The sequence below is a fragment of the Phytobacter sp. RSE-02 genome (genome assembly GCF_040578655.1).
Lineage (GTDB): Bacteria > Pseudomonadota > Gammaproteobacteria > Enterobacterales > Enterobacteriaceae > Phytobacter > Phytobacter diazotrophicus.
In genome coordinates this window covers 340178-366747 of sequence record NZ_JBEULY010000002.1, presented here as the reverse complement: position 1 = coordinate 366747, position 26570 = coordinate 340178, and the positions used below count along the sequence as shown (strand labels likewise).

The 26570-nt window shown below is 53.0% G+C and carries 22 protein-coding genes; 10 read left to right on the top strand and 12 right to left on the bottom strand.

Annotated features, from left to right (window positions below; genetic code table 11):
* Positions 1-246: 246 nt before the first annotated feature.
* On the top strand, positions 247-513 hold the full coding sequence (locus ABU190_RS05330; protein ID WP_072039689.1) for a DUF333 domain-containing protein: 267 nt from the start codon (positions 247-249) through the stop codon (positions 511-513).
* Here the strand turns inward: ABU190_RS05330 and hslJ are convergent.
* The gene (hslJ, locus tag ABU190_RS05325; RefSeq protein WP_354690639.1) at positions 507-935 is read right to left on the bottom strand and encodes a heat shock protein HslJ; all 429 of its coding nucleotides are present in this window, start codon (positions 933-935) and stop codon (positions 507-509) included. The two genes, ABU190_RS05330 and hslJ, sit on opposite strands and share 7 nt — an antisense overlap.
* Before the next feature lie 112 nt (positions 936-1047).
* The gene (locus ABU190_RS05320; protein WP_079497506.1) at positions 1048-2037 is read right to left on the bottom strand and encodes a 2-hydroxyacid dehydrogenase; all 990 of its coding nucleotides are present in this window, start codon (positions 2035-2037) and stop codon (positions 1048-1050) included.
* Between the two features lie 208 nt (positions 2038-2245).
* On the opposite strand from ABU190_RS05320, the gene ABU190_RS05315 reads away from it, so the two are divergent.
* Together ABU190_RS05315 and ABU190_RS05310 are read left to right on the top strand one after the other, a co-directional pair.
* The gene (locus ABU190_RS05315) at positions 2246-4888 is read left to right on the top strand and encodes a YdbH family protein (protein WP_354690638.1); all 2643 of its coding nucleotides are present in this window, start codon (positions 2246-2248) and stop codon (positions 4886-4888) included.
* The gene (locus tag ABU190_RS05310; RefSeq protein WP_271850371.1) at positions 4885-5079 is read left to right on the top strand and encodes a YnbE family lipoprotein; all 195 of its coding nucleotides are present in this window, start codon (positions 4885-4887) and stop codon (positions 5077-5079) included. The genes ABU190_RS05315 and ABU190_RS05310 overlap by 4 nt, the downstream gene beginning before the upstream one ends.
* Positions 5080-5085: 6 nt before the next feature.
* On the opposite strand, the gene azoR is transcribed toward ABU190_RS05310, so the two are convergent.
* On the bottom strand, positions 5086-5691 hold the full coding sequence (azoR, locus tag ABU190_RS05305) for an FMN-dependent NADH-azoreductase (protein ID WP_354690637.1): 606 nt from the start codon (positions 5689-5691) through the stop codon (positions 5086-5088).
* 202 nt (positions 5692-5893) lie between these two features.
* Here azoR and hrpA point away from each other — a divergent pair, with 202 nt between their 5' ends.
* Entirely contained in the window at positions 5894-9796 is a 3903-nt protein-coding gene (hrpA, locus tag ABU190_RS05300) for an ATP-dependent RNA helicase HrpA (RefSeq protein ID WP_354690636.1), read from the top strand.
* 564 nt (positions 9797-10360) lie between these two features.
* Here hrpA and ABU190_RS05295 read toward each other — a convergent pair.
* The 5 genes from ABU190_RS05295 to ABU190_RS05275 are packed head-to-tail and all read right to left on the bottom strand — an operon-like array spanning position 10361 to position 15615.
* Positions 10361-11020, bottom strand: coding sequence for an O-methyltransferase (locus ABU190_RS05295; RefSeq protein WP_354690635.1), 660 nt, complete (start codon positions 11018-11020; stop codon positions 10361-10363).
* 15 nt (positions 11021-11035) lie between these two features.
* The gene (locus ABU190_RS05290) at positions 11036-12424 is read right to left on the bottom strand and encodes an efflux transporter outer membrane subunit (RefSeq protein ID WP_354690634.1); all 1389 of its coding nucleotides are present in this window, start codon (positions 12422-12424) and stop codon (positions 11036-11038) included.
* Positions 12421-13503, bottom strand: a complete 1083-nt coding sequence (locus ABU190_RS05285; RefSeq protein WP_354690633.1) for an HlyD family secretion protein — start codon at positions 13501-13503, stop codon at positions 12421-12423. Before ABU190_RS05285 ends, ABU190_RS05290 begins: the two co-directional genes overlap by 4 nt.
* A 25-nt stretch (positions 13504-13528) precedes the next feature.
* Complete coding sequence (locus ABU190_RS05280) at positions 13529-15184, bottom strand: MFS transporter (RefSeq protein ID WP_039076980.1); 1656 nt, start codon at positions 15182-15184, stop codon at positions 13529-13531.
* Entirely contained in the window at positions 15184-15615 is a 432-nt protein-coding gene (locus tag ABU190_RS05275; protein WP_071194114.1) for a MarR family transcriptional regulator, read from the bottom strand. The genes ABU190_RS05280 and ABU190_RS05275 overlap by 1 nt, the downstream gene beginning before the upstream one ends.
* A gap of 215 nt (positions 15616-15830) precedes the next feature.
* Between ABU190_RS05275 and ABU190_RS05270 the strand changes: the two genes are divergently transcribed.
* Positions 15831-16628, top strand: a complete 798-nt coding sequence (locus ABU190_RS05270; RefSeq protein WP_354690632.1) for a YdcF family protein — start codon at positions 15831-15833, stop codon at positions 16626-16628.
* Positions 16629-16826: 198 nt separating this feature from the next.
* Positions 16827-18266 (top strand): aldehyde dehydrogenase, encoded by a 1440-nt coding sequence (gene aldA / locus ABU190_RS05265; protein ID WP_354690631.1) that lies wholly within the window; start codon positions 16827-16829, stop codon positions 18264-18266.
* 135 nt (positions 18267-18401) lie between these two features.
* Here the strand turns inward: aldA and ABU190_RS05260 are convergent, their stop codons facing one another.
* Together ABU190_RS05260 and gap are read right to left on the bottom strand one after the other, a co-directional pair.
* Positions 18402-19328 (bottom strand): alpha/beta hydrolase, encoded by a 927-nt coding sequence (locus ABU190_RS05260; protein ID WP_354690630.1) that lies wholly within the window; start codon positions 19326-19328, stop codon positions 18402-18404.
* A 103-nt stretch (positions 19329-19431) separates the two neighbouring features.
* Positions 19432-20433 (bottom strand): type I glyceraldehyde-3-phosphate dehydrogenase, encoded by a 1002-nt coding sequence (gene gap, locus ABU190_RS05255; RefSeq protein WP_354690629.1) that lies wholly within the window; start codon positions 20431-20433, stop codon positions 19432-19434.
* A gap of 181 nt (positions 20434-20614) precedes the next feature.
* Here gap and cybB point away from each other — a divergent pair, with 181 nt between their 5' ends.
* The 3 genes from cybB (at position 20615) to ABU190_RS05240 (ending at position 23289) form a co-directional block, all read left to right on the top strand.
* A complete protein-coding gene (cybB, locus tag ABU190_RS05250; protein ID WP_039079139.1) occupies positions 20615-21145 on the top strand; it encodes a cytochrome b561 in 531 nt (176 codons plus the stop codon).
* 216 nt (positions 21146-21361) lie between these two features.
* Complete coding sequence (locus ABU190_RS05245; protein ID WP_039079138.1) at positions 21362-22687, top strand: MFS transporter; 1326 nt, start codon at positions 21362-21364, stop codon at positions 22685-22687.
* 365 nt (positions 22688-23052) lie between these two features.
* Entirely contained in the window at positions 23053-23289 is a 237-nt protein-coding gene (locus ABU190_RS05240; protein ID WP_354690628.1) for a DUF1272 domain-containing protein, read from the top strand.
* Positions 23290-23293: 4 nt separating this feature from the next.
* On the opposite strand, the gene ABU190_RS05235 is transcribed toward ABU190_RS05240, so the two are convergent.
* Positions 23294-23773, bottom strand: a complete 480-nt coding sequence (locus tag ABU190_RS05235) for a tetratricopeptide repeat protein (protein WP_354690627.1) — start codon at positions 23771-23773, stop codon at positions 23294-23296.
* 174 nt (positions 23774-23947) lie between these two features.
* Between ABU190_RS05235 and ABU190_RS05230 the strand changes: the two genes are divergently transcribed.
* Entirely contained in the window at positions 23948-24604 is a 657-nt protein-coding gene (locus ABU190_RS05230; protein ID WP_354690626.1) for an MgtC/SapB family protein, read from the top strand.
* Positions 24605-24669: 65 nt separating this feature from the next.
* Here ABU190_RS05230 and ABU190_RS05225 read toward each other — a convergent pair whose 3' ends face one another.
* Positions 24670-26220 (bottom strand): methyl-accepting chemotaxis protein, encoded by a 1551-nt coding sequence (locus ABU190_RS05225; protein WP_354690625.1) that lies wholly within the window; start codon positions 26218-26220, stop codon positions 24670-24672.
* Positions 26221-26570 lie beyond the last annotated feature (350 nt).

The window sequence follows — 26570 nt, the reverse complement described above, 5'->3', positions numbered from 1 at the left end:
TTTCCAGCCTGCACAATAGCACTCGATTGTCTCGTTACGTATTACATCACGTTGAACCGCTTCTTATCGCCAAATCCATTTCATGCATAACGCTAATTACTCTATTGCGATGTGCTATTTTGCGTTTGCGCAAAAAAATAGCATCAAAATGTTTCCAGATCGCATAAAGGTGCGGTTTCGGTCTCGACGTAACGGACTGTGCTGCCTATGATGCTTAGGTTTTGCTAAATCATTGGGGGATGAGAAATGCGTTCAGCGTTTTGGGTAGGGTGTGCTGTTTTATTACTCTCTGCATGCAGCAGTGAACCCGTTCAGCAGGCAACGGCCGCGCATGTGGCGCCGGGGTTACGTGCTTCAATGTCCAGCAGCGGTGAGGCGAATTGCGCAATGGTCGGTGGGTCATTGTCTGTCGCACGCCAACTGGATGGATCTGCCATCGGGATGTGTGCACTCCCTAACGGCAAACGTTGTAGCGAACAGTCGCTTGCCGCCGGAAGTTGTGGCGCTTACTGAGCCTGATCGGCCTGGGTATAAATTAACGTTTGATCGGCAGTTGTCAGCGTAAGCTGACCATCGGTCAGATCGACCTGGGCACCTTCACTGAGCATTTTACCGATGATGTTGTCCAGTGCGTTGCGCTGGGCATCAGCACACATCATGCGCGTCATTGCCATCTTTTTCACCGTCAGCGTGCCTTCGGATAATTTCCCCTGACCCGTAAAGCGATTGCACATACTGCCAGAGACAACCATTTTATTGTCAAAATGGATGTCTGCCGGATGCTCGCCTTTCTCAACGGTTTGTCCGTTGACCGTATCGAGCACGAAGCGATGCTGTGCAAGCTGTGTCTCGTTTACTGAATTCTTGCTCACACCATGGCTTACACAGCCGGATAGCAGCACGCCAAAGGCTAACAGGGTAATGATCCTTTTCATTGGGTCCTCAAAGAAAATCAACGTAACGGCAGGATAGTAACAGACTGCGGTGATTGAGTGTTGGCAGGAATTGTCTTAAAGGGTTCCCTTCGGAGGAAGGGAACCGCAGTGTTTACACCAGTGCGTTCGGGCAGGTTTCGCCGTTCTCAAGCTGGCGCAGATTATTCAGTGTGGTTTCTGAAATGCTGATCAGCGCTTCTGCTGTCAAAAATGCCTGATGGCCGGTAAAGAGCACGTTATGACAGGCCGACAGTCGACGGAAAATGTCGTCCTGAATAACGTCATTAGATTTGTCTTCAAAGAAGAGATCGCGTTCGTTCTCGTACACATCCATCCCAAGCGAACCGATTTTCTGGTTTTTCAGCGCTTCAATCGCTGCCTGCGAATCAATCAGACCGCCACGACTGGTGTTAACGATCATGACGCCATCCTTCATTTGATCGAAGGCCGCGTGGTTAAGCAGGTGATAGTTTTCTGGCGTCAGCGGGCAGTGCAGGGAGATAACGTCGGACTCGGAAAAGAGCGTCGTAAGGTCGACATATTCTACGCCTAACTCGAGTGCGGCAGCGCTCGGGTACGGATCAAACGCCAGCAGGCGCATACCAAAACCTTTCAGGATCCGCAGCGCGGCAACGCCAATTTTCCCGGTACCGATAACCCCCGCCGTTTTACCGTACATGGTAAAGCCCGTCAGCCCTTCGAGTGAGAAGTTGGCGTCGCGGGTACGCTGATACGCGCGGTGAATACGACGGTTCAGTGCCATCATCATACCGATAGCGTGTTCTGCTACGGCTTCCGGGGAATATGCCGGCACTCGTACCACGTGGAGTCCCAGCTCTTTTGCCGCATCCAGATCGACGTTATTGAAGCCGGCACAACGCAGTGCGATGAATTTTACACCATGCTTTTTCAGCTCTTCCAGAACCGGGCGGCTGCCGTCATCGTTAACGAAAATACAGACGCCTTCGCAGCCATTAGCCGTTTTTGCCGTTTTTTCTGTGAGTAGAAAGTCAAAAAATTCAATCTCGTAGCCGAACTGCTCGTTTACGTGCTGCAAATACTTTTTATCGTATTGCTTTGTGCTGTATACCGCGAGTTTCATAAGACTTTCTCCATTAGGTTTGTCACCACATTAACATGGTTAAAATAATTGTGTAAATACTAAAAAATAATTGATAAACAGAGACATATAAAACAGTTTAAAACATCTACGCTTAAAAGGGGCAGCGACTTCACCTGTCAGGCTAAACATGCCACAATAATGGCCAGAATCGGCTTAATTATACGCAAAATCAGGATATTAACTGCCCATGAAGGGTAAATACAAAGCCGCAATCGCATTGCTACTGCTGTTTATTCTGCTGCCGCTGACGCTGCTGCTGACGCTCGCGTATTGGGTGCCGACGCTTGCAGGCATCTGGCTGCCCGCAGGCACACGTATTGTCTTCGAAGAAAGCCCACGCTTTACCCGTCACTCGCTGCAAATCCCGGACCTGCATTACTTGATTGAAGATTGTCCTGTGGCGCTGGTCAAAAATGCGCAACTGACGCACCCGAGCCGCTGGAAGCTGGATATAGGGTCGCTGGACATCAATACCACCTGTTTAGCGAAACTTCCCGAGACAGAACCGTCGCCTGGTGCGCCGACAACGCTGGCCGAATGGCAATCCATGTTGCCGAAAACATGGGTTAACATTGACCGTTTCACCGTCTCTCCCTGGCAAGAGTGGGAAGGAAAAATCTCGCTGGCGTTATCCAAAGAGAATCAGGATCTCCACTATGACGGCGACCAGGTCTCCTTTAAGGCCAGGCTGCGCGGACAGATGCTCACCCTGACACAAATGCAGTTACGTCTGATCGAGGGCGAACCGCCCGTCACGCTGGGCGGCGAGTTTGTCCTGCCAAATGTACCTAACGGCATACCGGTTAATGGTCATGCCCAGACCACGCTCACGCTGCCAACGGAACCGTCGCTGGTCGATGCCGATCTGGAGTGGCGCAATAATGAAGGGCAACTCATTATTACCGCACGCGACAATCCGGAACCTATTTTGGATCTGCCCTGGCAGGCGACACGTGAACGGTTAACCATCAGCGATGGCCGCTGGAACTGGCCATATCAGGGGTTCCCACTAAGCGGGCGCGTTGGATTACGTATTGATGGCTGGCAGGAGGGTTTGCAGAAAGCAGAAATCAGCGGTCGTCTGAATGTTCTGACGCAGGGCGATGCCGGAAAAGGGAATGCGGTACTCACCATAGGGCCGGGGCGTCTGAATATGGTGAACAGCGATATGCCACTGCAACTGACGGGTGAAGCTAAACAGGGAGAGATGATCTTCTACGCCGTGCTGCCTGCGCATCTGACGGGCGGGCTCAGTGACCCGACACTGGCATTTACGCCCGGCGCGCTGTTGCGCTCAAGCGGACGCGTGATCGACGCGCTCAATATTGATGATATTCGCTGGCCACTGGCGGGCGTCAAAGTTACCCAGAAGGGCGTGGACGGGCGGTTGCAGGCCATTTTGCGTGCCCATGAAAACGCGATGGGGGATTTTGTTTTACACCTTGACGGCCAGGCGCGTGATTTTCTGCCAGACGATGGTTTGTGGCAATGGCGTTACTGGGGGACGGGTAACTTTACCCCAATGAGCGCCCGCTGGGATGTCAACGGACGCGGCGAATGGCGTGACAAAACCATTTTGCTCAGCGATCTATCTACCGGTTTCGACCAGTTGCAGTACGGCACGATGCATGTAAGCTCGCCACGTCTGGTGTTGAATGAGCCGGTGCGTTGGCTGCGCGATGAGGATCACCCCTTTTTTAGTGGCGCGTTAACCCTGGATGCCGGAAAGACTACCTTCACTGGCGGGAGCGTGCTGCCACCTTCAACGTTAACGTTTAGCGTAGAAGGGAGCGAACCCACCATCTTCCAGTTCAAAGGCGATTTACGCGCTGAAAAAATTGGCCCGGTACGGGTAAACGGGCGCTGGGACGGTGAGCGCCTGCGCGGACAAGCCTGGTGGCCGCGCCAGTCGTTGACGGTGTTCCAGCCGTTGGTGCCGCCAGACTGGAAGATGAATTTATTGGATGGTTCTTTGTATGCCCAGGTGGCCTTTTCTGCCGCCGCCGGGCAGGGTTTTGAGGCGGGTGGGCACGGGGTGTTGCGTGGCGGCAGCGCCTGGATGCCGGATAACCAACTCTCCGGTGTCGATTTTGTTCTTCCTTTCCGTTACCGCGAAGGTAACTGGCAACTGGGTACACGCAGGCCGGTTTCGTTGCGTATTGGCGAAGTGGTTAATCAGGTGACGGCACGCAATATTGCCGCCGATTTACAGGGCAGTTATCCCTGGAGTGAACAAAATCCCTTACAGTTGAGTAACGTCAGTATTGATGTGTTGGGCGGCAAGGTCACGATGAGTCAGTTACGTTTACCGCAACACGATCCGGCACTGCTCCGCTTGCGCAATATCTCATCAAGCGAGTTAATCAGCGCCATTAACCCTAAACAGTTTGCGATGTCCGGTCCTTTTGACGGCGCGCTACCGTTATGGCTCGATAACAACGGCACATGGATTATCAAAGACGGCTGGCTGCATAACCCCGGCCCCATGACTTTACGCGTGGATAAAGACACGGCAGACGCGCTGGTGAAAGACAACATAGCAGCCGGTGCGGCCATCAACTGGCTGCGCTATATGGAGATTTCACGTTCCTGGACGACGCTCAATTTGGACCGTCAGGGCGTGCTAAAAATGAAGGCGGCCATTAAAGGCACCAGTTTTGTGGAAGGAAAAAGTAATACGGTGAACCTGAACTATACCCACGAAGAGAATGTCTTTGCGTTGTGGCGCAGTTTGCGCTTCGGCGACAATCTTCAGTCGCTGCTAAAACAAAAGGCAAAGCTGCCTGCGGTTCCCTGTGCGAACGGAAAAGAGTGTGAGGATAAACAATGAAAACCCTGCCAGTGATAATGATGACGATGATGCTGGCTGGCTGTACGCCGAGGATTGAGGTGGCTGCGCCGAAAGAGCCGATCACCATCAATATGAATGTGAAGATCGAGCACGACATCAATATTAAAGCGGATAAGGAAGTGGAGACATTGCTGGAGAAACAGAACCCTCCTGCGAGCGCAGGAGGGTAACAACACTTAGGCTGCGACCAGGCTGTCGATCGCCGCTTTTGCGTCGGTCTGCGCTTTGGTGGCAACTTCCGGACCGTAAGCAATACCTTCTGCAAACACGAAGTTCACGTCGGTAATACCGATAAAGCCCAGGAACAGTTTCAGGTACGGTGCAACCAGATCGCTTGGGGTATCCTTGTGAATACCGCCGCGGCTGGAAACAATAACAACACGTTTACCGGTTACCAGACCTTCCGGGCCTTTCTCGGTATAACGGAAGGTGACGCCAGCACGAGCCACCAGGTCAAAATAGTTTTTCAACTGTGTCGGGATGTTGAAGTTGTACATCGGGGCATTAATGACGATCACATCATGCGCTTGCAGTTCAGCAATCAGTTCGTCAGAAAGGGCCAGCGCTTCCTGCTGACGCGGTGTCAGCGGGGCGTCGGAAGGACGCAGCGCGCCAACCAGTTCGCCATCCAGTACCGGAATAGGGTTTGCAGCCAGGTCGCGAACGGTGATCTCATCAGCGGCGTGTTTTGCTTTCCACTGATCAACGAAATAGTCAGCCAACTGACCAGACTGAGAGTACCCTGCCAGAATACTGGATTTAAGAACTAATACTTTGCTCATGGGTGTATCCTTGTTATTTGATATGGGGGCGCGTGCCCCGTTACTGAATGACACTCTATTCACAAAATTGCTGCATGAATAGCGCAATATATCGAATCCTCTATTCAAATTTCTTGAACAAGAAATGATTTATTACGATGTGGTATCCTACAAGTATTAAGCCAAAGAGATTTTTCCCGTCAGTGCGCTGACCGATAACACTATGACAGAACAAAAGAAATTGACCTTATCCGATCTTCATCAGCAGTTAGACTCGCTGATGCTGCGCGATCGGTTGCGTTTTGCCCGCCGCCTGCAGGGGGCAAAGAAAGTTAAAAATCCTGAAGCACAGCAGGGCATTTTTCAGGCGATGGCTCAGGAGATGAACGAAGCCGCAGGGAAGGTGATGCTGCGTGAAGCATCACGTCCCGCCATTACCTATCCCGATAACCTGCCGGTAAGTCAGAAGAAACAGGCGATCCTTGAGGCTGTACGTGACAATCAGGTCGTGATAGTTGCGGGTGAAACCGGCTCCGGGAAAACCACCCAGTTGCCAAAAATTTGTATGGAACTGGGTCGTGGGGTGAAAGGGCTGATTGGCCATACCCAGCCGCGCCGCCTGGCGGCACGCACCGTCGCAAACCGCATTGCCGAAGAGCTGCAAACCGAGCCGGGCGCTTGTATCGGCTATAAAGTCCGTTTTAGCGATCATGTCAGCGACAACACCCTGGTGAAGGTGATGACTGATGGCATCCTGCTGGCAGAAATCCAGCAGGATCGCCTGTTGATGCAGTACGACACCATTATTATCGATGAAGCGCACGAGCGCAGTCTGAACATTGATTTCCTGCTCGGCTACCTGAAAGAGCTGCTACCCCGGCGTCCGGATCTGAAAATTATCATTACATCGGCGACCATCGATCCGGAACGTTTCTCGCGCCACTTTAATAATGCGCCGATCATTGAGGTATCCGGTCGTACTTATCCGGTGGAAGTGCGCTACCGGCCTATTGTTGAAGAAGCGGACGATACCGAGCGCGATCAGCTACAGGCCATTTTTGATGCAGTGGATGAACTAAGCCAGGAAGCGCCGGGCGATATCCTGATTTTTATGAGCGGTGAGCGTGAAATCCGCGATACCGCCGATGCGCTGAACAAGCGCGATCTGCGTCATACGGAAGTGTTGCCACTCTATGCGCGGCTGTCTAACAGTGAGCAGAACCGCGTTTTCCAGTCACACAGCGGGCGACGCATTGTGCTGGCGACCAACGTTGCGGAAACGTCGCTGACGGTGCCGGGGATTAAATATGTGATTGACCCCGGTACTGCGCGTATCAGCCGCTACAGTTACCGTACCAAAGTACAACGCCTGCCGATTGAGCCGGTTTCCCAGGCGTCTGCTAACCAGCGTAAAGGGCGCTGCGGGCGTGTTTCCGAAGGGATCTGTATTCGTCTCTATTCAGAAGACGATTTCCTCTCCCGTCCGGAATTTACCGACCCGGAAATCCTGCGTACCAACCTGGCGTCCGTTATTCTGCAAATGACCGCGCTGGGGCTGGGCGATATTGCCGCGTTTCCTTTTGTTGAAGCGCCGGATAAACGCAATATTCAGGACGGTGTGCGTCTGCTGGAAGAACTCGGTGCTATCACCACTGACGAACAGGCCACTGCTTACAAGTTAACCCCGATGGGGCGTCAGCTCAGTCAGTTGCCGGTAGACCCGCGTCTGGCTCGCATGGTGTTGGAAGCGCAAAAACACGGCTGTGTACGCGAGGCGATGATCATCACCTCAGCGTTGTCTATTCAGGATCCGCGCGAACGTCCGATGGACAAGCAGCAGGCGTCCGACGAAAAGCACCGTCGTTTCCACGATAAAGAGTCTGATTTCCTTGCGTTCGTGAATCTGTGGAACTACCTTGGCGAGCAGCAGAAAGCCCTCTCGTCGAATCAGTTCCGCCGCCAGTGCAAGCTGGACTACCTCAACTATCTGCGCGTGCGCGAGTGGCAGGATATCTATACCCAACTGCGCCAGGTGGTGAAAGAGTTGGGGATCCCGGTGAACAGTGAACCGGCAGAGTACCGCGAAATCCATATCGCATTGCTGACCGGGCTACTGTCGCATATCGGGATGAAAGATGCTGACAAGCAGGAGTTCACGGGTGCGCGCAATGCGCGTTTCTCTATTTTCCCTGGTTCCGGTTTATTTAAAAAGCCGCCGAAATGGGCCATTGTGGCTGAACTGGTGGAGACCAGCCGCCTGTGGGGGCGCATCGCGGCGCGCATCGATCCAGAATGGGTAGAGCCTGTCGCCCAGCATCTGATCAAGCGTTCTTACAGTGAACCGCACTGGGAACGTTCGCAGGGTGCGGTGATGGCAACGGAGAAGGTGACGGTTTACGGTTTGCCGATCGTGGCTGCCCGTAGCGTGAACTACAGCCAGATTGATCCGGCCCTGTGCCGCGAGTTGTTCATTCGCCACGCGCTGGTGGAAGGCGACTGGCAGACGCGCCATGCGTTTTTCCGCGACAACCTCAAACTGCGCGCCGAAATCGAAGAGCTTGAACATAAATCCCGCCGCCGCGACATTCTGGTCGATGACGATACGCTGTTTGAGTTCTATGACCAGCGCATCAGCCATGATGTGATTTCTGCCCGCCACTTTGATAGCTGGTGGAAGAAGGCGAGCCGTGAAACCCCGGATCTGCTCAACTTTGAAAAGAGTATGCTGATCAAAGAAGGGGCGGAGAAGGTCAGCAAGCTGGACTACCCGAACTTCTGGCATCAGGGCAACCTGAAACTGCGTCTTACCTATCAGTTTGAACCGGGTGCGGATGCCGACGGCGTGACGGTGCATATTCCGCTGCCGTTGCTCAATCAGGTTGAAGAAAGCGGCTTTGAATGGCAAATACCGGGGCTGCGTCGTGAGCTGGTCATTGCCCTGATTAAATCCTTACCCAAACCGGTACGACGCAATTTTGTGCCAGCGCCAAACTACGCGGAAGCGTTTTTGGGCCGCGTAACGCCGCTTGAACTGCCGTTATTAGACGCGCTGGAGCGTGAACTTCGACGCATGACGGGGCACACGATTGATCGCGATGACTGGCACTGGGATCAGGTTCCCGATCATCTGAAAATCACCTTCAGGGTGGTGGATGAGAAGAACAAGAAACTGTCAGAAGGGCCGTCATTAAGTGCACTGAAAGCGTCGCTGAAAGGAAAAGTGCAGGAGACTCTGTCTGCGGTGGCAGACGACGGTATCGAACAAAGTGGGCTGCATATCTGGAGCTTCGGCCAGCTTCCGGAAAGTTACGAGCAGAAACGCGGCAACTATAAGGTGAAGGCCTGGCCTGCGCTGGTGGACGAGCGCGACAGCGTAGCCATTAAGCTGTTTGATAATCCGCTGGACCAGCAACAGGCTATGTGGAGCGGCTTACGCCGTCTGCTGTTGTTGAATATTCCTTCGCCCATCAAATATTTACATGAGAAGTTGCCGAACAAAGCCAAACTCGGGCTGTACTTTAACCCGTATGGCAAAGTACTGGATCTGATTGATGATTGTATCTCCTGCGGCGTCGATAAGTTGATTGATGAGGCGGGGGGACCGGTCTGGACGGAAGAGGGCTTTACGGCGCTGCATGAGAAAGTCCGTGCTGACTTGAATGAAACGGTGGTTGAGATAGCCAAGCAGGTCGAGCAGATCCTCACGGCGGTGTTCAATATTAACAAGCGTCTGAAAGGGCGTGTGGATATGACCATGGCGCTGGGGTTGTCGGATATTAAGGCGCAAATGAGCGGGCTGGTCTATCGTGGTTTTGTCACTGGCAATGGTTTCCGCCGTCTGGGTGATACGCTGCGCTATCTGCACGCCATTGAGAAGCGTCTGGAGAAGCTGGCGGTTGATCCGCACCGCGACCGGGCACAAATGCTGAAAGTCGAGCAAGTTCAGCAGGCGTGGCAGCAGTGGCTGAACAAGCTACCGCCAGCGCGTCGTGAAGATGAAGAGGTCAAAGCGGTTCGCTGGATGATTGAAGAGCTTCGCGTCAGTTATTTTGCGCAACAACTCGGCACACCGTATCCGGTTTCCGATAAGCGCGTGTTGCAGGCGATGGAGCAGGTGAGCGCGTAGTTTTTTCTTGCATCCTGAATGCGGCGCAGATTTTCTCCCTCTCCTGTGGGAGAAGGATCCCCACAAAAAATGCGAGCACTAATGGTCCCCTCTCACTGAGGGAGAGGGTTGGGGTGAGGGGGAAAATACGGCCTGGGAGGTGGGTTCCGTTCACCTTATGTTTATGGCGAAATGGAACCTCCGGACACGTGAACGGGTAAAGGGGAACACCGCGTTCCCCTTTACAATCCCCGCGGCCCCGCAAAAAATCGGTGCTTCGCACTGCGTTCGCCTCCCGCCCCGCTGCCTGCGGTCGGTTTGACTCGACGTCCTGTCTCGACAAACCTCAGTCCGCCATCCCTGGCGGCCTGCCCTTGTCATCGGGTCTTCGTCTCACCGATTTCAGCGGGGACTCAACCCCCTCGCTGCACGCTCTGCGCCAGGGGGGCCAAAGATGTCGCTATGGGGAAAATGAGTCAGTCGTGGGCTAAAAAGGTCGAAGACGTTCACAGTATCTACATTTCGATGTTGTGGTTGCTCTGATACGTAGCCCGGCTAAGCGAAGCGCCATCCGGGTAAATCAATTCAGGCATTCACCCACGCCAGGGTAAATCCATCCCACCCTTTAACGCCTACGGTCTGTATCGCGGTCGCGGTCAGCCGCGGGTCTTCGCCCAGCATCTCAATAAAGGTTCTGACGCCCTGAACCCTTTCGTCATCACTCTGTGGGTTGGTCACTTCACCGTCGCGAACCACATTATCACCAATGATTAACGTACCGGGGCGGGAATAGCGCAGCGCCCAGCGCAGGTAATCCGGGTTGCTCGGTTTGTCGGCATCAATGAAAATCAGATCAAACGGCGGATGTTCGCCCAGTTGTTCAAGGGAATTGAGTGCAGGGCCTTCAATAAGCTTTACTCGCTCAGCCACTCCTGCCAGTTGCAGATTCTGCCGGGCAATACTGGCGTGATGCGCGTCGGCTTCCAGCGTTAGCAATTCCCCGTCGGTCGGTAATTCTCGCGCCATCCAGATGGTGCTGTAGCCACCGAGAGTCCCTATCTCAAGGATACGTTTAGCCCCCGTCATGCGCACAAAAAGGGCCAGTAACTGGCCCTGGTTGGCCGCCACATCAAAGGCGGGAAGGCCTGCTTGCTGGTTATTCACCAACACCTGCTCAAGGATGTCATCTTTGGGGATGAGATTTTCAATCAGATAGTTATCAACATTAGACCACTGTTTCTGCATAACATAACTCCCTGGTTAATCGCTCACTGCGGGCGTGGACCATCCTCCGCCGAGTGCGCGATATAAATCGATCTGTGCCAGTAACAGGTTACTTTTGGCCTGAATGACGCTGAGTTGCGCGGAGAAGAGCGTTCGTTGGGCATCAAGCTCATCGAGATAGGACGAGTAACCATTGCGATAGCGGTTTTGCGCAATGCGTAATGCCTCCTGCGCGACCAGCGTCTGCGCCTGCAATTCCGCCAGTTGTTCCTGCAAATGCGTTATTGCATCCAGACTGTCATTGACCTCTTTGAAGGCATTTCGCACTGTCTTTTCATAGCTATACAGCGCCTGGTTACGTTGTGACGCTGTCACGTTTACCTGCGCATTCAGCGCCTGACGATTAAGCAACGGAGCCAGAATACTGCCGCCAATACTCCATAGCTGGAGCGGGTTATCCAACAAGCCGGGCAGTGTTCTGTCCTGAATGCTGCCCGTGGCGGTGAGATTGATGGATGGCAGCAAACTGGCGCGCGCGGAAGCCAGCGTGGCATCGGCGGCGATCAACTGTTGTTCCGCCTGGGCAATATCCGGGCGACGATTAAGCAGTGACGATGGCAGGTTTGGCGGAATGTTCAGCGGCGTGAGTTGATCGAGCTCATTTTGCCGGGCGATGCTGCCAGGGTTGGCGCCAATGAGCAGACTAAGCGCATTTTCCTGCTGGGCGATTTGGTGGCGTAAGCTGGGAATTTGTGCCCGCGTCGCGCGCATCTCAGAATCTGACTGCATCAGTTCCAACCGTGAGCTGTATCCCGTTTCATACTGACGCTGCGCCAGCCTGAACGCTTCTTCCCGGGCTTTTAAGGTCGATTCTGTTACCCGTAATTGATTATCAAGCGAAAGCAGACTGACATAGCCGGAGGCAACCGAGGCGGCGACGGTTAGATCAGCCGCTGCGGCTGCGGCTTTTTGTGCCGCCAGCGAGGCCTGTGCGGCATCGGTGGTAGTGCGATGAACGCCCCAGATATCCACATCGTAACTCGCCGTGAGCGTGCCTTTATATAAGGTGCTGTAGATAGGCAGGCCGGTGGCCGCAGACTGGCTCCGGGCGCGCGTGCCGCTCACACCGGCACTGAGCGAAGGAAAAAGACTGCCTTCTGTGCCGTAAACCCGTGCCTGGTACTCATTGACCCGCTCACGGGCAATCAGCACGTCACTGTTATAGCGCAGCGCCTGGTCTACATAACCGTTGAGCGCATTATCGTGAAAATTGCGCCACCAGACCTTTTCGACCGGACTCGACGGACCAACGGCGCTCCGCCAGGCCGCAGGGATCTGTAACGTGGGTTTCGCCGGTTTGACTTCAACGGACTGACACGCCGTCAGCAGCAGACAGGTGAGTGCCACGAGAGGACGCACAGTCATTGCTTCGCCTCCCGGGTATCAATATGGACCTGTACCGACATGCCGGGGCGCAGGCGGGCGACGTCTTCTTCTTTGCCGTTCACTTCAATACGCACCGGGATACGCTGGGCGATTTTCACAAAGTTGCCCGTGGCGTTGTCCGGTGAGATGGCGCTGAATTCCACGCCTGTCGCCGGAGAGATACTCTCCACACGACCTTCAAACGCTTTACCGTCGAGCGCATCGACGGTAAGGCGTACCGGCTGGCCAGGGTGAACATTCGCCAGTTGCGTCTCTTTAAGATTGGCGATAACCCAGTGTTGGGCGGGGACCAGCGACGTCAGATGCGTACCGGCGGTGACATATGCCCCCAGTCTGACGCTAATTTGTCCAAGCTGGCCATCGCGCGGGGCGACAATGCGGGTGTTTTGCAGGTCGATATCTGCCAGTTCTAGCGCCGCTTTGGCATTTTCCACATCCGCTTCCAGGGAACCGCGATTAACGATAGTGGTTTGCAGATCCTGACGGGAGACGTCAAGGGTGGCCTGTGCCTGCGCAATACTGGCATTGCCCTGCGCCGCGCTGGCGAGAGCCGCGTCGCGTTCACGAACAGAGAGCGAACCGTCTTCACTCAGGGCTTTTACGCGTTTAAGGTTCGCCTGCGACTGGATATTCTGCGCTTTCGCACTGGCCAGCGCTGCCTCGTTACGCTGAATCACCGCCTCGGCACTTTTCCGTTGCTGAATATTGTTATTCAGCGCGGCGATTTTCATTGCCAGTTGCGCCTGTGCCTGATGGACGCGCTGACGATAAATACGATCGTCAATCTGCATCAGCAGGTCGCCTTTTTTCACCCTGGCAAAATCCTGAACATTCACCTGCGTAATATAGCCGTTCACCTGAGGACTGATGAAGGTCGTCAGACCGCGCACGTAGGCGTTATCGGTAAACTGGGTTTGCCGGGTAAAAGGGGGCAACTGCCAGGCATAAAGAATCACCAGTACGCCAACAATGCCAATAGCGGCAGCGGCGAAAATTGACACAACACGCAGGTTACTGCGGGTATTTGCCCGCTCTTTGGCGGCATCCTGCTGGCTCATAGATACTCCAGTAAAGTTAACACTCTTATTTTTTGGTTCCGGTTGCCTGTCTTAATACGATACGCGCGGTGATACGCAGGCGTAGCAGTCGCCAGAATATCCACACCAGGGTGGCTGCCGCGACGGAGGCGGTTAACAGATAAGTATCGTTATAAGCGAGAATATTCGCTTCCAGGGTCGAGACGTTTTGCAGTTGGGTGGCGGCCTGTACGCTCAATAACGTACTGTCACCGATCATGCTCTGGTACATCTGGCTGTAGAGTTGCAGCCGTTCGTTGACCAGTGGGTTAAGCGTGGTGAGCTGGTCGGCAAGCAGGCTGGAGTGGTATTTCTCACGCCAGGTCTGGAATGTCCCCAGAATGGCCGAACCCAGTAGGCCGCCAATATTCTGGCTCATCCCAAACAGTACCGAAAAGCTAACCAGATTACGCGGATCGGCTACCACGCCGCCGATCCCGGCCAGCATGGCGGGCGCGAGGAAGAAGGCGCTGCCAAAACCGAGCAAAAACTGGCTTATCATCAGTTGGTCCGGGCGCGTCAGGCTGGTTGACTGGCTGTCCATCAGCGAGGCAATGATCATCAATACCAGCGAGGTAACGATAGGCCAGGACAGGCGTTGGGGCTTGATAGTCAGGCAACTGGCGATAATGCCGCAGATAATCCCGGCAAGAATAGACCACGCAAGGTTGGTCATCTGTTCGTTCTGCAAACCGACATACTGCAACCAGCCAAACACACCGGTGTTTTGCTCTGCCAGCACAATACGGATTAACAGCATGATTAAACCAAGCCGCACAATGCTGCCGCTGGAGAGCCAGCGCGTATTTAAGAGCGGGTTGCTGCGGTTATGCTCGAACACAATGGCGCTCACGATCAGCACCACCGCCAGCGCCAGTGACCAGCCAATCCACGGCGCTTCAAACCACCAGTCAAGACGACCCAGCGACAGTACGGCACAAATCAGCGCCATACCGGGCGCCAGCAAAAAGAAGGTAATAAAATCCTTCTTTTCAAAGACTTTCTTGCGATCGCCGGGCGGAAGTTTGAGCATCATTACGCAGGCGAGGGAGATCAGTGCCAGACCCAGTTCGAAAAAGTACAGGCCACGCCATTCATCAAGTTGCAGGAGTTCGGTGGAAAACAGCCTGGCGATAGGAATGGCCAGCGACGAACCGGTGATGCCGATCGTCAGGGCTTTCAGTCGATGACGGGCAGGCCAGGCCTGAATTTGATAATAGATCCCAAGCGAACTGAGTGCGGCAGCGACCATGCCGTGGGCCGCGCGCACCAGGAGCGCTGAACTGAGATCGTTAACGAAGAGGTGAAAGAAGGTCACCAGCACGTACAGCACCAAAAATCCTTCGGTAAAGGCGCGCAGCCCAAACTGCTGGCGGAACTTGACCAGCAGCAGGTTAATAGACACATTCGTCATTACGTAGACGGCGGGCAGCCAGGCAATTTCCGTCGACCAGGCGGCAAAGGTACCTTGCAGGTTTTGCAGATTAGCGGTGACCATGGCATTACCCAGCGCCCCGGTCATGCAGACCAGCAGGCCGACGATGCCATAGGCGATGCGTTTCGGTGTGCTGTGAAACGGGGTCGAAGGTGATCCCAGGAGCATCGGCTTTTCGTGTGGTGCCCATTCTCGCGGCGCATACGGATCGCTTTTCGGCAGGCGCATTACTTCTTCTCAACCTCAATGAGCAGTTTTTCCAGCACCCGGCGGGTTTGTGCCTGCTCCTCAGGGCTGATGACCGATAAAATTTCTTCGCGCAGGCTATCAGCCACGGTCTTTACCTGATGGTAAAGCGCCATGCCTTGCTCTGTTGCGACCAGCAGGCGTTTGCGCTTGTCCTGATCGGTCAGTACGCGCTCTACCAGTTGCTGTTCCACCAGGCGATTAATCAGCGGCACCAGCGTGGCGTTCTCAATGCCCAACTCCTGTGCGAGTTCACTCTGCGACAGCGGGGTTTCATTGCGCGCGATAGCGGCGACCGCAACCCAACTGGCCTGGCTCATGCCCAACCCACGCAGGCGACGGTCAACCGCCAGGCGCCAGTGATGCGCCGTGAGATAAAGCAGATGAGAAAAAGTGAGGTCGCGGTTATCCATATCGTTTTCTGATGATTAGTTAGATATCTAACGAGTTTATCGTTCACGGCGTGAATATTTCAAGTGTATTAGAAAGCTCAGGTTTTGTTGGAAAGCGTTTAAAGATAACAACGCCCTGAGAAGGGGCGGCATAATGGACGGGATCGTAGGGTGCTTTACGCTGTAGTTACGCTTCACTAAGCTGTACTGAGGCTTAAAAATGGAGGGCTCTTTCCATGACGATTTTTCCCCGCCTGGCTGAACAGACGCTTGCGGCTGCCAATACGCTGGGTCAGTGGCTGGCGCAAAATGATTTTGTTAGCAAGCCGACCCCCGTGCGTGCCGATGCGGTCATCATTCCTGGCCATTCGGTGATTCCAGTGATTGATGCCGCCTGTGCTATAGCTTCGGCTCAGCATATTCCGCTGATCATTAGCGGCGGCATTGGGCACTCCACGCCATTCCTTTACGCCGCGGTTTCCCGGCACTCTGCTTACAATTTAATCCCCACCACGGGGCGCAAAGAGGCGGAAATCATTGCGGATATCGCAGAGAAATTCTGGAAGATTAAGCGCAAAACAATTTTTGTCGAAAAACAGTCGACGAATTGTGGCGAAAATGCGCGGTTCTCGATAGATATGATGTTGTCGCACGGTATGAACGTCAAAACCGTATTGATTGTGCAAGATCCCGCGCTGCAGCGCAGAACGATGGCGACATTTACCCGGGCAAGCCAGGGCTGCGCCAGTGCCCCTCACTGGCTGAGTTACTCAGGGATTACCCCTGAGCTGATGAATACCGCTGATGGTCTGGCTTTTGTATCCCCGAAAGAAGGGCTATGGCCAGTTGATCGGTATTTATCACTGATTCTGGGCGAAGTGCCGCGCTTAAGAGATGACGCGCAGGGCTATGGCCCGGCAGGACGCGATTTTATTGTTCATGTTGATTTTCCCCCGGCGGTTGAGGAAGCGTGGCAGGTTCTTCAGTCCGACGCGCTGCTTTACGAAACGCTGCGCCGACGTTCGCTGGTTTAAACGATGCCCGTTTGCGTCGATGCTGGCGCAAACGGGCAATCAATGTTGGTTTGATGTTATTTCGTTGTTGCGTTTATGCTTTTCTTTTATGAGTTGACTCACAAAACTCGCTCTCCACCCTGGGAATCAGACCGTGCACTTGTAGATTTTTAACAATGAGTTCACTTGTTAAAAACAATGTCATTACAGGAGCAGGTCATGACAGCACCCGTACAGCACCCTATGTATATCGATGGTCAATTTGTTACCTGGCAGGGCGATGCCTGGATTGATGTCACCAACCCGGCAACGGAAGCGTTGCTCTCGCGTATCCCGGACGGGACTGCGGAAGATGCGCGCAAAGCGATTGATGCCGCTGATAAAGCGCAGCCTGCGTGGGAAGCATTGCCTGCCATAGAACGCGCCGGGTGGTTACGCAAAATTGCCGCCGGTATTCGTGCCAGAGCGAGCGAAATCAGTGCGCTGATTGTTGCCGAAGGCGGCAAAATCCAGCAACTGGCGGAGGTGGAAGTCAATTTCACCGCCGACTATATCGATTATATGTCGGAATGGGCGCGTCGCTATGAAGGTGAAATTCTCCAAAGCGACCGTCCGGGCGAAAATATCTTCGTCTTTAAACGTCCGCTGGGTGTCACCACCGGGATCTTGCCATGGAACTTCCCGTTCTTCCTGATTGCCCGCAAACTGGCGCCAGCGCTGATTACCGGCAACACCATTGTCATCAAACCGAGTGAATTTACCCCTAATAACGCCATCGCTTTTGCGCAGATAGTGCATGAAGTGGGATTGCCCAAAGGGGTCTTTAACCTGGTGCTGGGCCGGGGTGAAACCGTGGGCCAGGAGCTGGCGGGCAACCCGAAAGTGGCGATGGTCAGCATGACGGGCAGCGTGGTCGCGGGTGAAAAAATCATGGCCGCGGCGGCGAAAAATATCACCAAAGTCTGCCTCGAACTGGGTGGCAAAGCCCCTGCTATCGTTCTTGACGATGCCGATCTGGAATTAGCGGTTAAAGCCATTGTCGATTCTCGCGTGATCAACACCGGACAGGTCTGTAACTGCGCCGAACGTGTTTATGTGCAGAAAGGCATTTACGACCGTTTTGTTAATCGCCTGGGCGAGGCGATGAAAGCGGTGCAATTTGGTGATCCGGGCCAGCGCAATGACATCGCAATGGGGCCGTTAATTAACGCCGCCGCCCTGGAGCGCGTGGAATCCAAAGTCGCCCGCGCGGTGGCGGAAGGGGCGCGCGTGGTGCTGGGCGGTAAAGCGGTAGAAGGTAAAGGCTATTTCTACCCGCCAACGCTGCTGCTGGATGTGCGTCAGGAGATGTCCATTATGCATGAAGAGACATTTGGTCCGGTGCTGCCGGTGGTGGCATTCGATACCCTGGAAGAGGCGCTGGCGATGGCCAATGACAGCGATTACGGCCTGACGTCCTCTGTCTATACGCAAAACCTGAATACCGCGATGAAAGCCATTAAAGGGCTTAAGTTCGGCGAAACCTACATTAACCGTGAGAATTTTGAAGCGATGCAGGGCTTCCATGCCGGCTGGCGTAAGTCGGGGATTGGCGGCGCGGATGGTCGTCATGGGTTGGAAGAATATCTGCAAACCCAGATGGTTTATCTGCAGGCATAACGGGATATCCCCGGTGGCGCTTCGCTTACCGGGGCTACTCAGGGATACGCAACCACACCGCACACATTTCGCGAGTGGCGCGATCGCGTAGCCCGGATAAGGCGGTTCACCGCCGCGTCCGGGACATCACACAACTCACACCTTTGTTTCAATCCAGTTCATCATCAGCTCCGGCCATACCGCGGCAGGTAATCCCTGCGCATCGCGGATTCCAAAGCCATGTGCGCCCTGCTCGAAAAGGTGCATCTCAACCGGCACGCCAAGACGACGTAGCGCGCTAAACATCACCACACTGTTTTCTACCTTTACCGCCGGGTCATCCACCGCGTGGAGTAAAAAGGTCGGCGGCGTATTACTGTCCGCGCTCTCTTCTAACGAATAATGATGAATCTGCTGCTCCGCAGGCGTATCGCCAATGAGTTCGTGGCGAGAGCCGGGATGGTCAATCTCCGCCCGCATGGTGATAACCGGATAAACCAGCGCCATAAACGCCGGACGGGCGCTGAATCCATCAATGTCATCCAGAACCGGAGAAACCTTTTCGGCGTAGCGTGTCCCAAGGCTGGCGGCGGCATGGCCCCCTGCGGAAAACCCCATGACGCCAAGGCGCTCCGGGTCAAGCTGCCATTCCTGCGCCCGCGCCCGCAGGGTTCGCATCGCGCGCTGAACATCGGCAAGCGGGGCGTTGGCGCCTTCGGTATGACCGTCACCCGGAAGGCGATAGGTCATCACAAAGAGTGTGTAACCCCGGGCATTGAAGAAGGGCGCCAGGGCGCTGCCTTCTTTATCGAGTACCACGCGGCGATACGAACCGCCAGGCGTCACGAGGATACCAACCCCATTGGGGTTTTCCGGCGCGTAAACGGTGATTTGTGGCGCACGAACGCCGGTGACAGAACGGTCAAACGCTGACGGGCCAGTATGATTTTCTTCCAGTTGAAAAACCGTCGGGCTGGCAATGGCGCCGGGCGCTTCGCCCTGCGGCCAGACCGGAAATGTCGCGGAACGATTTACCGCGTCTTGCATAAGGGCAACTAACTCTTGCGTACTGATGTGCTTCACGCCGTATCTCCACAAATTGAAACGGTGGTTTATATCACAGGCATCAGCCAGAAAATGTGGGCGAGGTGGGAAAAGCGGGTGGTAAAACCACCCGCTTCATAACTTAGAGTTGGCGGTATTTTTCCAGAACGCGAACCAGTTGGGTGACGAAGCCATATTCGTTATCGTACCAGGAAACCGTTTTGACTAATTGCAGATCGCCCACCTCGGTGATTTCGGTCTGCGTGGCGTCAAACACCGAACCGAAATGGCTGCCAATCACGTCAGAAGAGACAATCTCTTCGTCGGTATAGCCGAAGGATTCGTTATTCTCGGTGGCTTTCTTGAGCGCCTGATTAACGTCGTCCGCAGTGACTTTTTTACCGAGAACGGAGACCAGCTCTGTGACGGAACCGGTTTTCACCGGTACGCGTTGGGCATGACCTTTCAGCTTACCGCTCAGGTCCGGAATGACCAGACCAATCGCTTTAGCTGCCCCTGTGGTATGCGGAATGATGTTTTCCGCAGCGGCGCGGGAGGCACGAAGATCCTTCCCACGAGGTCCATCTACCAGTGCCTGGGTGCCAGTATAGGCATGGATAGTGGTCATCGTACCCACCTTAATGCCAAAGCTGTCGTGCAGTGCTTTTGCCATCGGCGCAAGGCAGTTGGTGGTGCAGGAGGCAACGGAAATGATGGTGTCCTGGGGGGTAATCGTGTCGTCATTGACGTTAAAAACGATGGTTTTCATCTCGCCAGCCGGGGCAGAGATCAGCACTTTTTTCGCCCCTGCTTCCAGATGCGCCTGTGATTTTTCGCTGGAGGTATAGAAACCAGTACACTCCACAATGATCTCAGCGCCTGCGCTGCGCCAGGGAATGTGTTTTGCCTCTTTTTCTGCATAAACGGTGATTTTTTTACCGTCGACGATCAAGGAATCTTCTGTGAAGTCCACGCTCCAGCGGAACGGGCCGTAGTTTGAGTCGTGCTTTAACAGATAAGCCAGCACTTTCGGGGAGGTCAGATCGTTGATAGCAACAACTTGTGCATCGCTGTCCACTTCGAGCAAACGGCGCAATACCAGACGACCAATACGCCCGAAACCATTAATGCCAATTTTACTCATCACTCTTCTCCATCGGGTTCAAAAAATCACTTCACCAGGCATAGCCTGGGTTACACACAACGGCAAATGACAGCTTCTCATCCAGACGTAAGCGATTGATAATTGATAAAGAAAAGTTAATGAATTTTTAAGAAAAGCCCGGTATGTTGGCTTTTCTTCTGTTTCGTTTCAGGATTTTCATATGCGCAGCAACTATTCCGGGCTTCAAATTGCTATACACTGGCTGGTGTTTCTTCTGGTCATTGTCACGTATTGCGCCATGGAGTTTCGTGGTTTTGCGCCGCGCGACTGGCGTCCCTATTTCAATATTGTCCATGTCTCCTGTGGCATCACTATTTTGGTATTGATGATCGCACGCCTGTTGGTTCGCCTGAAAAGCCCGACACCGCCCATTGTGCCGAAACCGTCACCGATGCTGACCGGGCTGGCGCATCTTGGCCACCTGATCATCTACCTGCTGTTTATCGCTCTGCCGATTCTGGGCTTGTTAATGATGTATAACCGCGGCGGTAACTGGATTGCTTTTGGTTTGTCGATGCCGCATGCAGCCGAAGCCAACTTCGATCTGGTTGATATGCTTAAGGAATACCATGTGACGCTGGCGATGTTTGGTTATTATGTCATCGCCCTGCATGCATTGGCCGCGCTTGCACACCATTATTTCTTCAAAGACAACACGTTATTGCGCATGATGCCGAAGAAACGTGTATAAATATAAATGCGATAGCGGTGTCATCATGCCGTTATTTTTAAGCCTCGCCTGGTTGCGGGGCTTATTTTTTGCTTAAAAGAAATGTGATCGTCTTTGGTTTTTCACAGAGAAAGCAGGGCGGCTATCACATTTTGGGCGTTAGTTGCTGTGCGAAATTCGAACTGTCAGTGTAGATAGTATATCTATTATAGAAACACTGTCATAAATGGAGGGGCTATGACACAGCCTGCACAGCAATCTCTCGAACGGACGGTTTTGTCGGAGGATGCCACTACGTCACGCAAATTACGTAAAGTTCTGCTGGCCACGGGCGTCGGCCATTTCGTCGAATGGTTCGATTTTGGTCTCTACGGAACACTCGCGGCCATCATCGGTTTACAATTCTTCCACGCGGAAAATCCCAGCGTGGCGCTGTTGTCATCGTTCGCCGTCTTTGGCGCGGGCTTTGTTATGCGCCCACTTGGCGGTCTGTTTTTTGGTTCTCTTGGCGATCGGAAAGGGCGGCAAAAAGTCCTTGCTACCGTCATTCTTCTGACCTCGGGCGCGACCTTTGTGATGGGGTTGCTGCCGACCTATCAGCAGATTGGTATTACGGCCACCGTGTTGCTGGTGATCACCCGACTCGTGCAGGGCTTTGCCGCCGGTGGTGAAAGTTCCGGTGCAACGACCTACCTGGCAGAATACGCGCCCGTTAACAAACGCGGCTACTTTACTTGCTGGATAGATAACTTCGGCTTTATGGCATTTGTGGCAGGCTCCGGGCTGGTCTTTCTATTGACGGCATTTCTGGGCGAAAGTGCCATGAATGACTGGGGCTGGCGAATCCCATTCCTTATCGCCGGGCCATTAGGCTGGGTTGGTCTTTATCTGCGAACGCATCTGGAAGATTCACCCGAGTTCCTGGAAGCGAAAAAGCAGGGGCAAACGGACGCCACGCCGCTGCGTTCTGCGGTGACCCATGCCTGGGCGGCGCTGCTTTTCTGCGTGGGATTTGTGGTCATCAAAGCGGTCGGCCACTGGACGCTGCAAACCTTTATGCCCGGTTACCTTTCAACAGAGCTGCACTACTCAAAGCTGGATTCGTATGCCATCACCACGATAGGCCTGTTTTCGGTCGCGGTACTGGTACCCTTTATGGGCTATTTATCCGATAAATTTGGCCGTAAGCCGTTGATGCTGACGGGATGTGCCGGTTTCATTCTGCTGAGTTACCCGGCAATGATGCTCATGGCCAACGGTGATATGTTCTCAGCGGTGCTGGCAATGGTGATGCTCGGCGCATTTATTGCGGCCTTTGACGGTGCCTGCAGCGCGGCGATGGCGGAGCTCTTTCCCACCAGTGTACGTTATGGCGGGTTGTCCATTGCCTACAATTTCGCTGTCGCCTTCTTTGGTGGTATTACGCCGTGGTTCTCTATCTGGCTGATAACCTCGACGGGGGACAAATTCTCTCCGGCGTATTATGTGATGGCCGCTGCGTTGATTACCTTCCTGACAGTCCTGCGCGCCCGCGAAACGGCTGGCTTGCCCCTGAAACGTTAATAGCTCGCCCGGTAGCCATGTTGCTACCGGGTGTTTATCTCTTGCGCTAAAAGCGGTCAAAAAGCGATCTTTCGATCGGTTTCGTCGATCAATGATATATTTTTATTTGATTAATCCTTTCAATGGCATAGACTCAATTCTGTTCTGCTTGTTAGGCCAACACCAGAAAAGGCAGAACATGTTGCCCTGGCAAGACCTACGCGGTCTTTCAGCTAGCTCAAGGATGGCGTAATAGTTCATGCCAGGGCGACACCCTTAAATCCAGCCATGATATTTTTCCGTGCTCGTGCTTTATTCATGTTGGTATGTTATTGAATGAGATTGAACAGACCCGACATTGATGATGCGCCTTAAAGGAACACGTTATGCTGGAATTGAGACCTGGCTGCGAATGCTGCGATACCGATCTTCCCCCCGATTCCACCCAGGCGCGCATTTGCTCGTTTGAATGCACATTTTGTGAGGATTGCGCGCAGAAGATGGCAATGCGCTGCCCGAACTGCGGCGGTGAACTGGTCAGCCGACCCCGCAGGCCGGCGGCAAAACTGGTGAATAACCCGCCATCAACAACCCGCATTTTTAAACCGCAGGGGTGCGCTTAATTACTTACACCCCGGTGAGATTCCGGGCGTAATAATGCAGCGCTTTTTGGTAGCGTTTAATATTCTCTGTCGGTGGATGCTGTGCAAGGAGTTCCAGCATCATCGACATCGCCTTATCGTGTTCGCCAAGGTTATGCAGGCAGAGGGCATAAAACGGGATAATTTCCGTTGCCTCTGGCCAGGTTGCCAGTGCTTCGGCAAAACGGGCTTTGGCTAAAGTGTATTTCCCCAGACACCGGTAAGTGCAGGCGAGGCCAAATAGCGCTTCAAATTTGTCTTCTCCTTCAAGCCCTGCCTCTAAAGCGGCTTGATAATATATTTCCGCTTTATCCTCAACGCCCTGGTTGTCCCAGGACCAGGCAATATTGAGCAACGCGCGCGCCTTTAATGCATCAATATTAATAAGGCCTTCAAGCAATTCACGGCTTTTTTCATATTCGCCCCCCTTACGCAGAGCAATGGCGGTGTGCAGGTTCTTTTCCATAGGTTCTGTTTCAAAGCCTCAGCCAGATTTACGTCATCCCCGACAGTAAAAGGAATAACAGGAAAGAGGATTTTCCTCGATACACAGCATCATTGATGCTTACCTTGCGTTCACGCTGAGATGTGCTTTGGTTGAATAAAGTGACAGTTGTGAGGACAAATAAGGAAGCGAGAAATGGTGACTGATTTATTGCTACGCGTGGCACTGGCGGGGTTACTTGGCGGGCTTATTGGTCTTGAACGTCAGTTGCGCGCTAAAGATGCTGGATTAAGAACGCATGTTCTTGTCGGGATTGGTAGCGCGCTGTTTATGATTGTCTCCAAATATGGTTTTGAGGATATTTTGCAGGAGAATCATGTGACACTGGATCCCAGCAGGGTGGCGGCACAGGTGGTCAGCGGCGTGGGGTTTCTGGGGGCCGGGACCATTATTATTCAAAAGCAGATCGTCAAGGGGCTGACCACAGCGGCAGGGATGTGGGTCACATCAGCCATTGGGTTGGTTATTGGCAGCGGAATGTATGCCATTGGCATCTATGGCGCATTTATGACGCTTTTCGTGCTCGAAGTCTTCCGGCAGTTAAGTCATCATTTTTTGAGCAAGCATTATGGCGTGCAGATAAAACTGAAACCGGAAAGTGTACCCATCGTTTTGGTCGCGTTGCAGGAGAGGAACGTTAAATTTGCCTTTCGCTCCCTGAAAAATAGCCAGACGGGCGATAAAACAAGCGAATTGTTTCTCGTATTAACGCTACGCCCCGGTACGCCAATAAGCGATATTGGCGCGGATTTATCCCGCATTGAAGGTGTGAAATCACTGGCGGTTAAATGAAAACCAGAGTGGCTTATGGCGAAAACGCCTGTGCGCCAGGATGGCGATCCTGGCGCAATATGAGACTAAACCACGCGGAACGTTCCTACTGTTTGTGTCAACGTTGACGCCTGTTCCTCCAGAGAGGCCGCAGCCGCTGCGGCTTGTTCAACTAACGCGGCGTTTTGCTGCGTTACGTCGTCCATCTGGTTCACTGCCACTCTGATATGTTCAATGCCGGAAGATTGTTCTCCGGATGCCGATGAGATTTCGGCCATCAATGAAGAGACTTCACGAATAGAGGCCATGATTTCATCCATCGTGGAGCCAGCCTGACCGACCAGCGTCGTGCCTTCTGATACTTTGGCACTTGACGCTTCTATCAACGCTTTTATTTCCTTTGCAGCGGTCGCGCTTCGCTGCGCAAGTCCCCGGACTTCACTGGCGACGACAGCAAAACCACGACCTTGTTCTCCTGCTCTTGCCGCTTCAACTGCCGCATTTAATGCCAGAATATTCGTCTGGAAAGCGATCCCCTCGATGGTCGCGATGATATCAACGATGTGTTGCGAACTGTCGGAAATAGAGCTCATTGTATTAATGACATTTTGCACTACCTTGCCACCACGCTCCGCGACAGACGAGGCAGTGGCTGCAAGCGTACTGGCATGCTGTGCGTTAGATGTGTTTTGGCGCACCGTTGCCGTTAGTTGTTCCATGCTGGCCGAGGTCTCGATGAGTGATGCGGCTTGCTCCTCAGTCCGGCTCGATAAATTGGTATTCCCGATCGCCACTTCTCTGGCGGCCTCGTCAATTGACGCCGCTGAATCCTGAATTTTTTCGACAAGGGAACGTAACTGTATCTGCATGGCATCCAGCGCGTTAAGAAGTTGCCCGGTTTCATCACGGGAGTGCCCTTTAATCGAAGACGTTAAATCACCTTGCGCAATTGACTCTGCGGTTTTTACGGCAATCTGCAACGGTGCAGTAATGATACGTGCAACAATAATGCACAGTGCCACAGCAATAATCACGCTCAGGAGGGCGCCAAAAAGAAGAATAGAGCGAGTTTGTGTCTCAGTAGACTTCACGGTGTCTTGCCTGACGAGTAGTAATGCACTTTCCGCATTAATCATCTCATCAATTATGCCTCGCATAGTGTCCATCTGACTTTTGCCTGTATTCGCTTCGAAACTGGCATTAAAGTCATTAATACTCATCTTTTGGTTCACGACTTCCCGGCGGTGGTTAATAATTTTCTCGGCGACGTCGTGTAACCACAGCGAATACTGTTCAGAAAGGTGTTTTAAGCGCTGTTGCTGAGCGGGATTGTCGGCGGTAAATTCTTTAAGCGCGTCCCAGTGGCTGGAAAATGATTTCATGCCGATGTTGTAAGGTTCCAGCATCTCCTCTTTACCCGTGAGCGCAAAACCACGTAAACCGGTTTCCATATTTACCAGGCTTAATGTCAGTGCTCTGTTCTCATCAATGACTTGATAAGTATGCACATTCCAGTTGTTTGCGTTAACCAGAGTGGAAAAATTATAATAAAATACGCCACTTAGCACCAATAAGACCAAAATAATCAAGCTAAAAGCCGATGTTAACTTCCGACGGATGTTCATATTCTTAACCATATCTTCCTGCTCCAGCGTGAAACCAAAAATAATGCGACTGTATAAATGTTCAATAAAAGTATTATCGTCATGGGGTTTTAATAATTTATATTTCGTGAGAAATAAATGAGTCTGGCGTTACACATAGCTATATATCAATAAGTTGAAGGCGCCGGAATCATTTTAAAAATGAGGGTTATTAATATTGCTGCTTGTTATTATTTAGTGAAGCTGAATTAATGCAAAGCATGGCTAAACTTCTTCCGATAATATATTTATTTTATTCTTCACTCACACATCTTGCCGTTTCGCAAGATATATTCCTGTGCGTATGTAGAACGCAACAAAATTGCACATGCATTGCTTAAAAA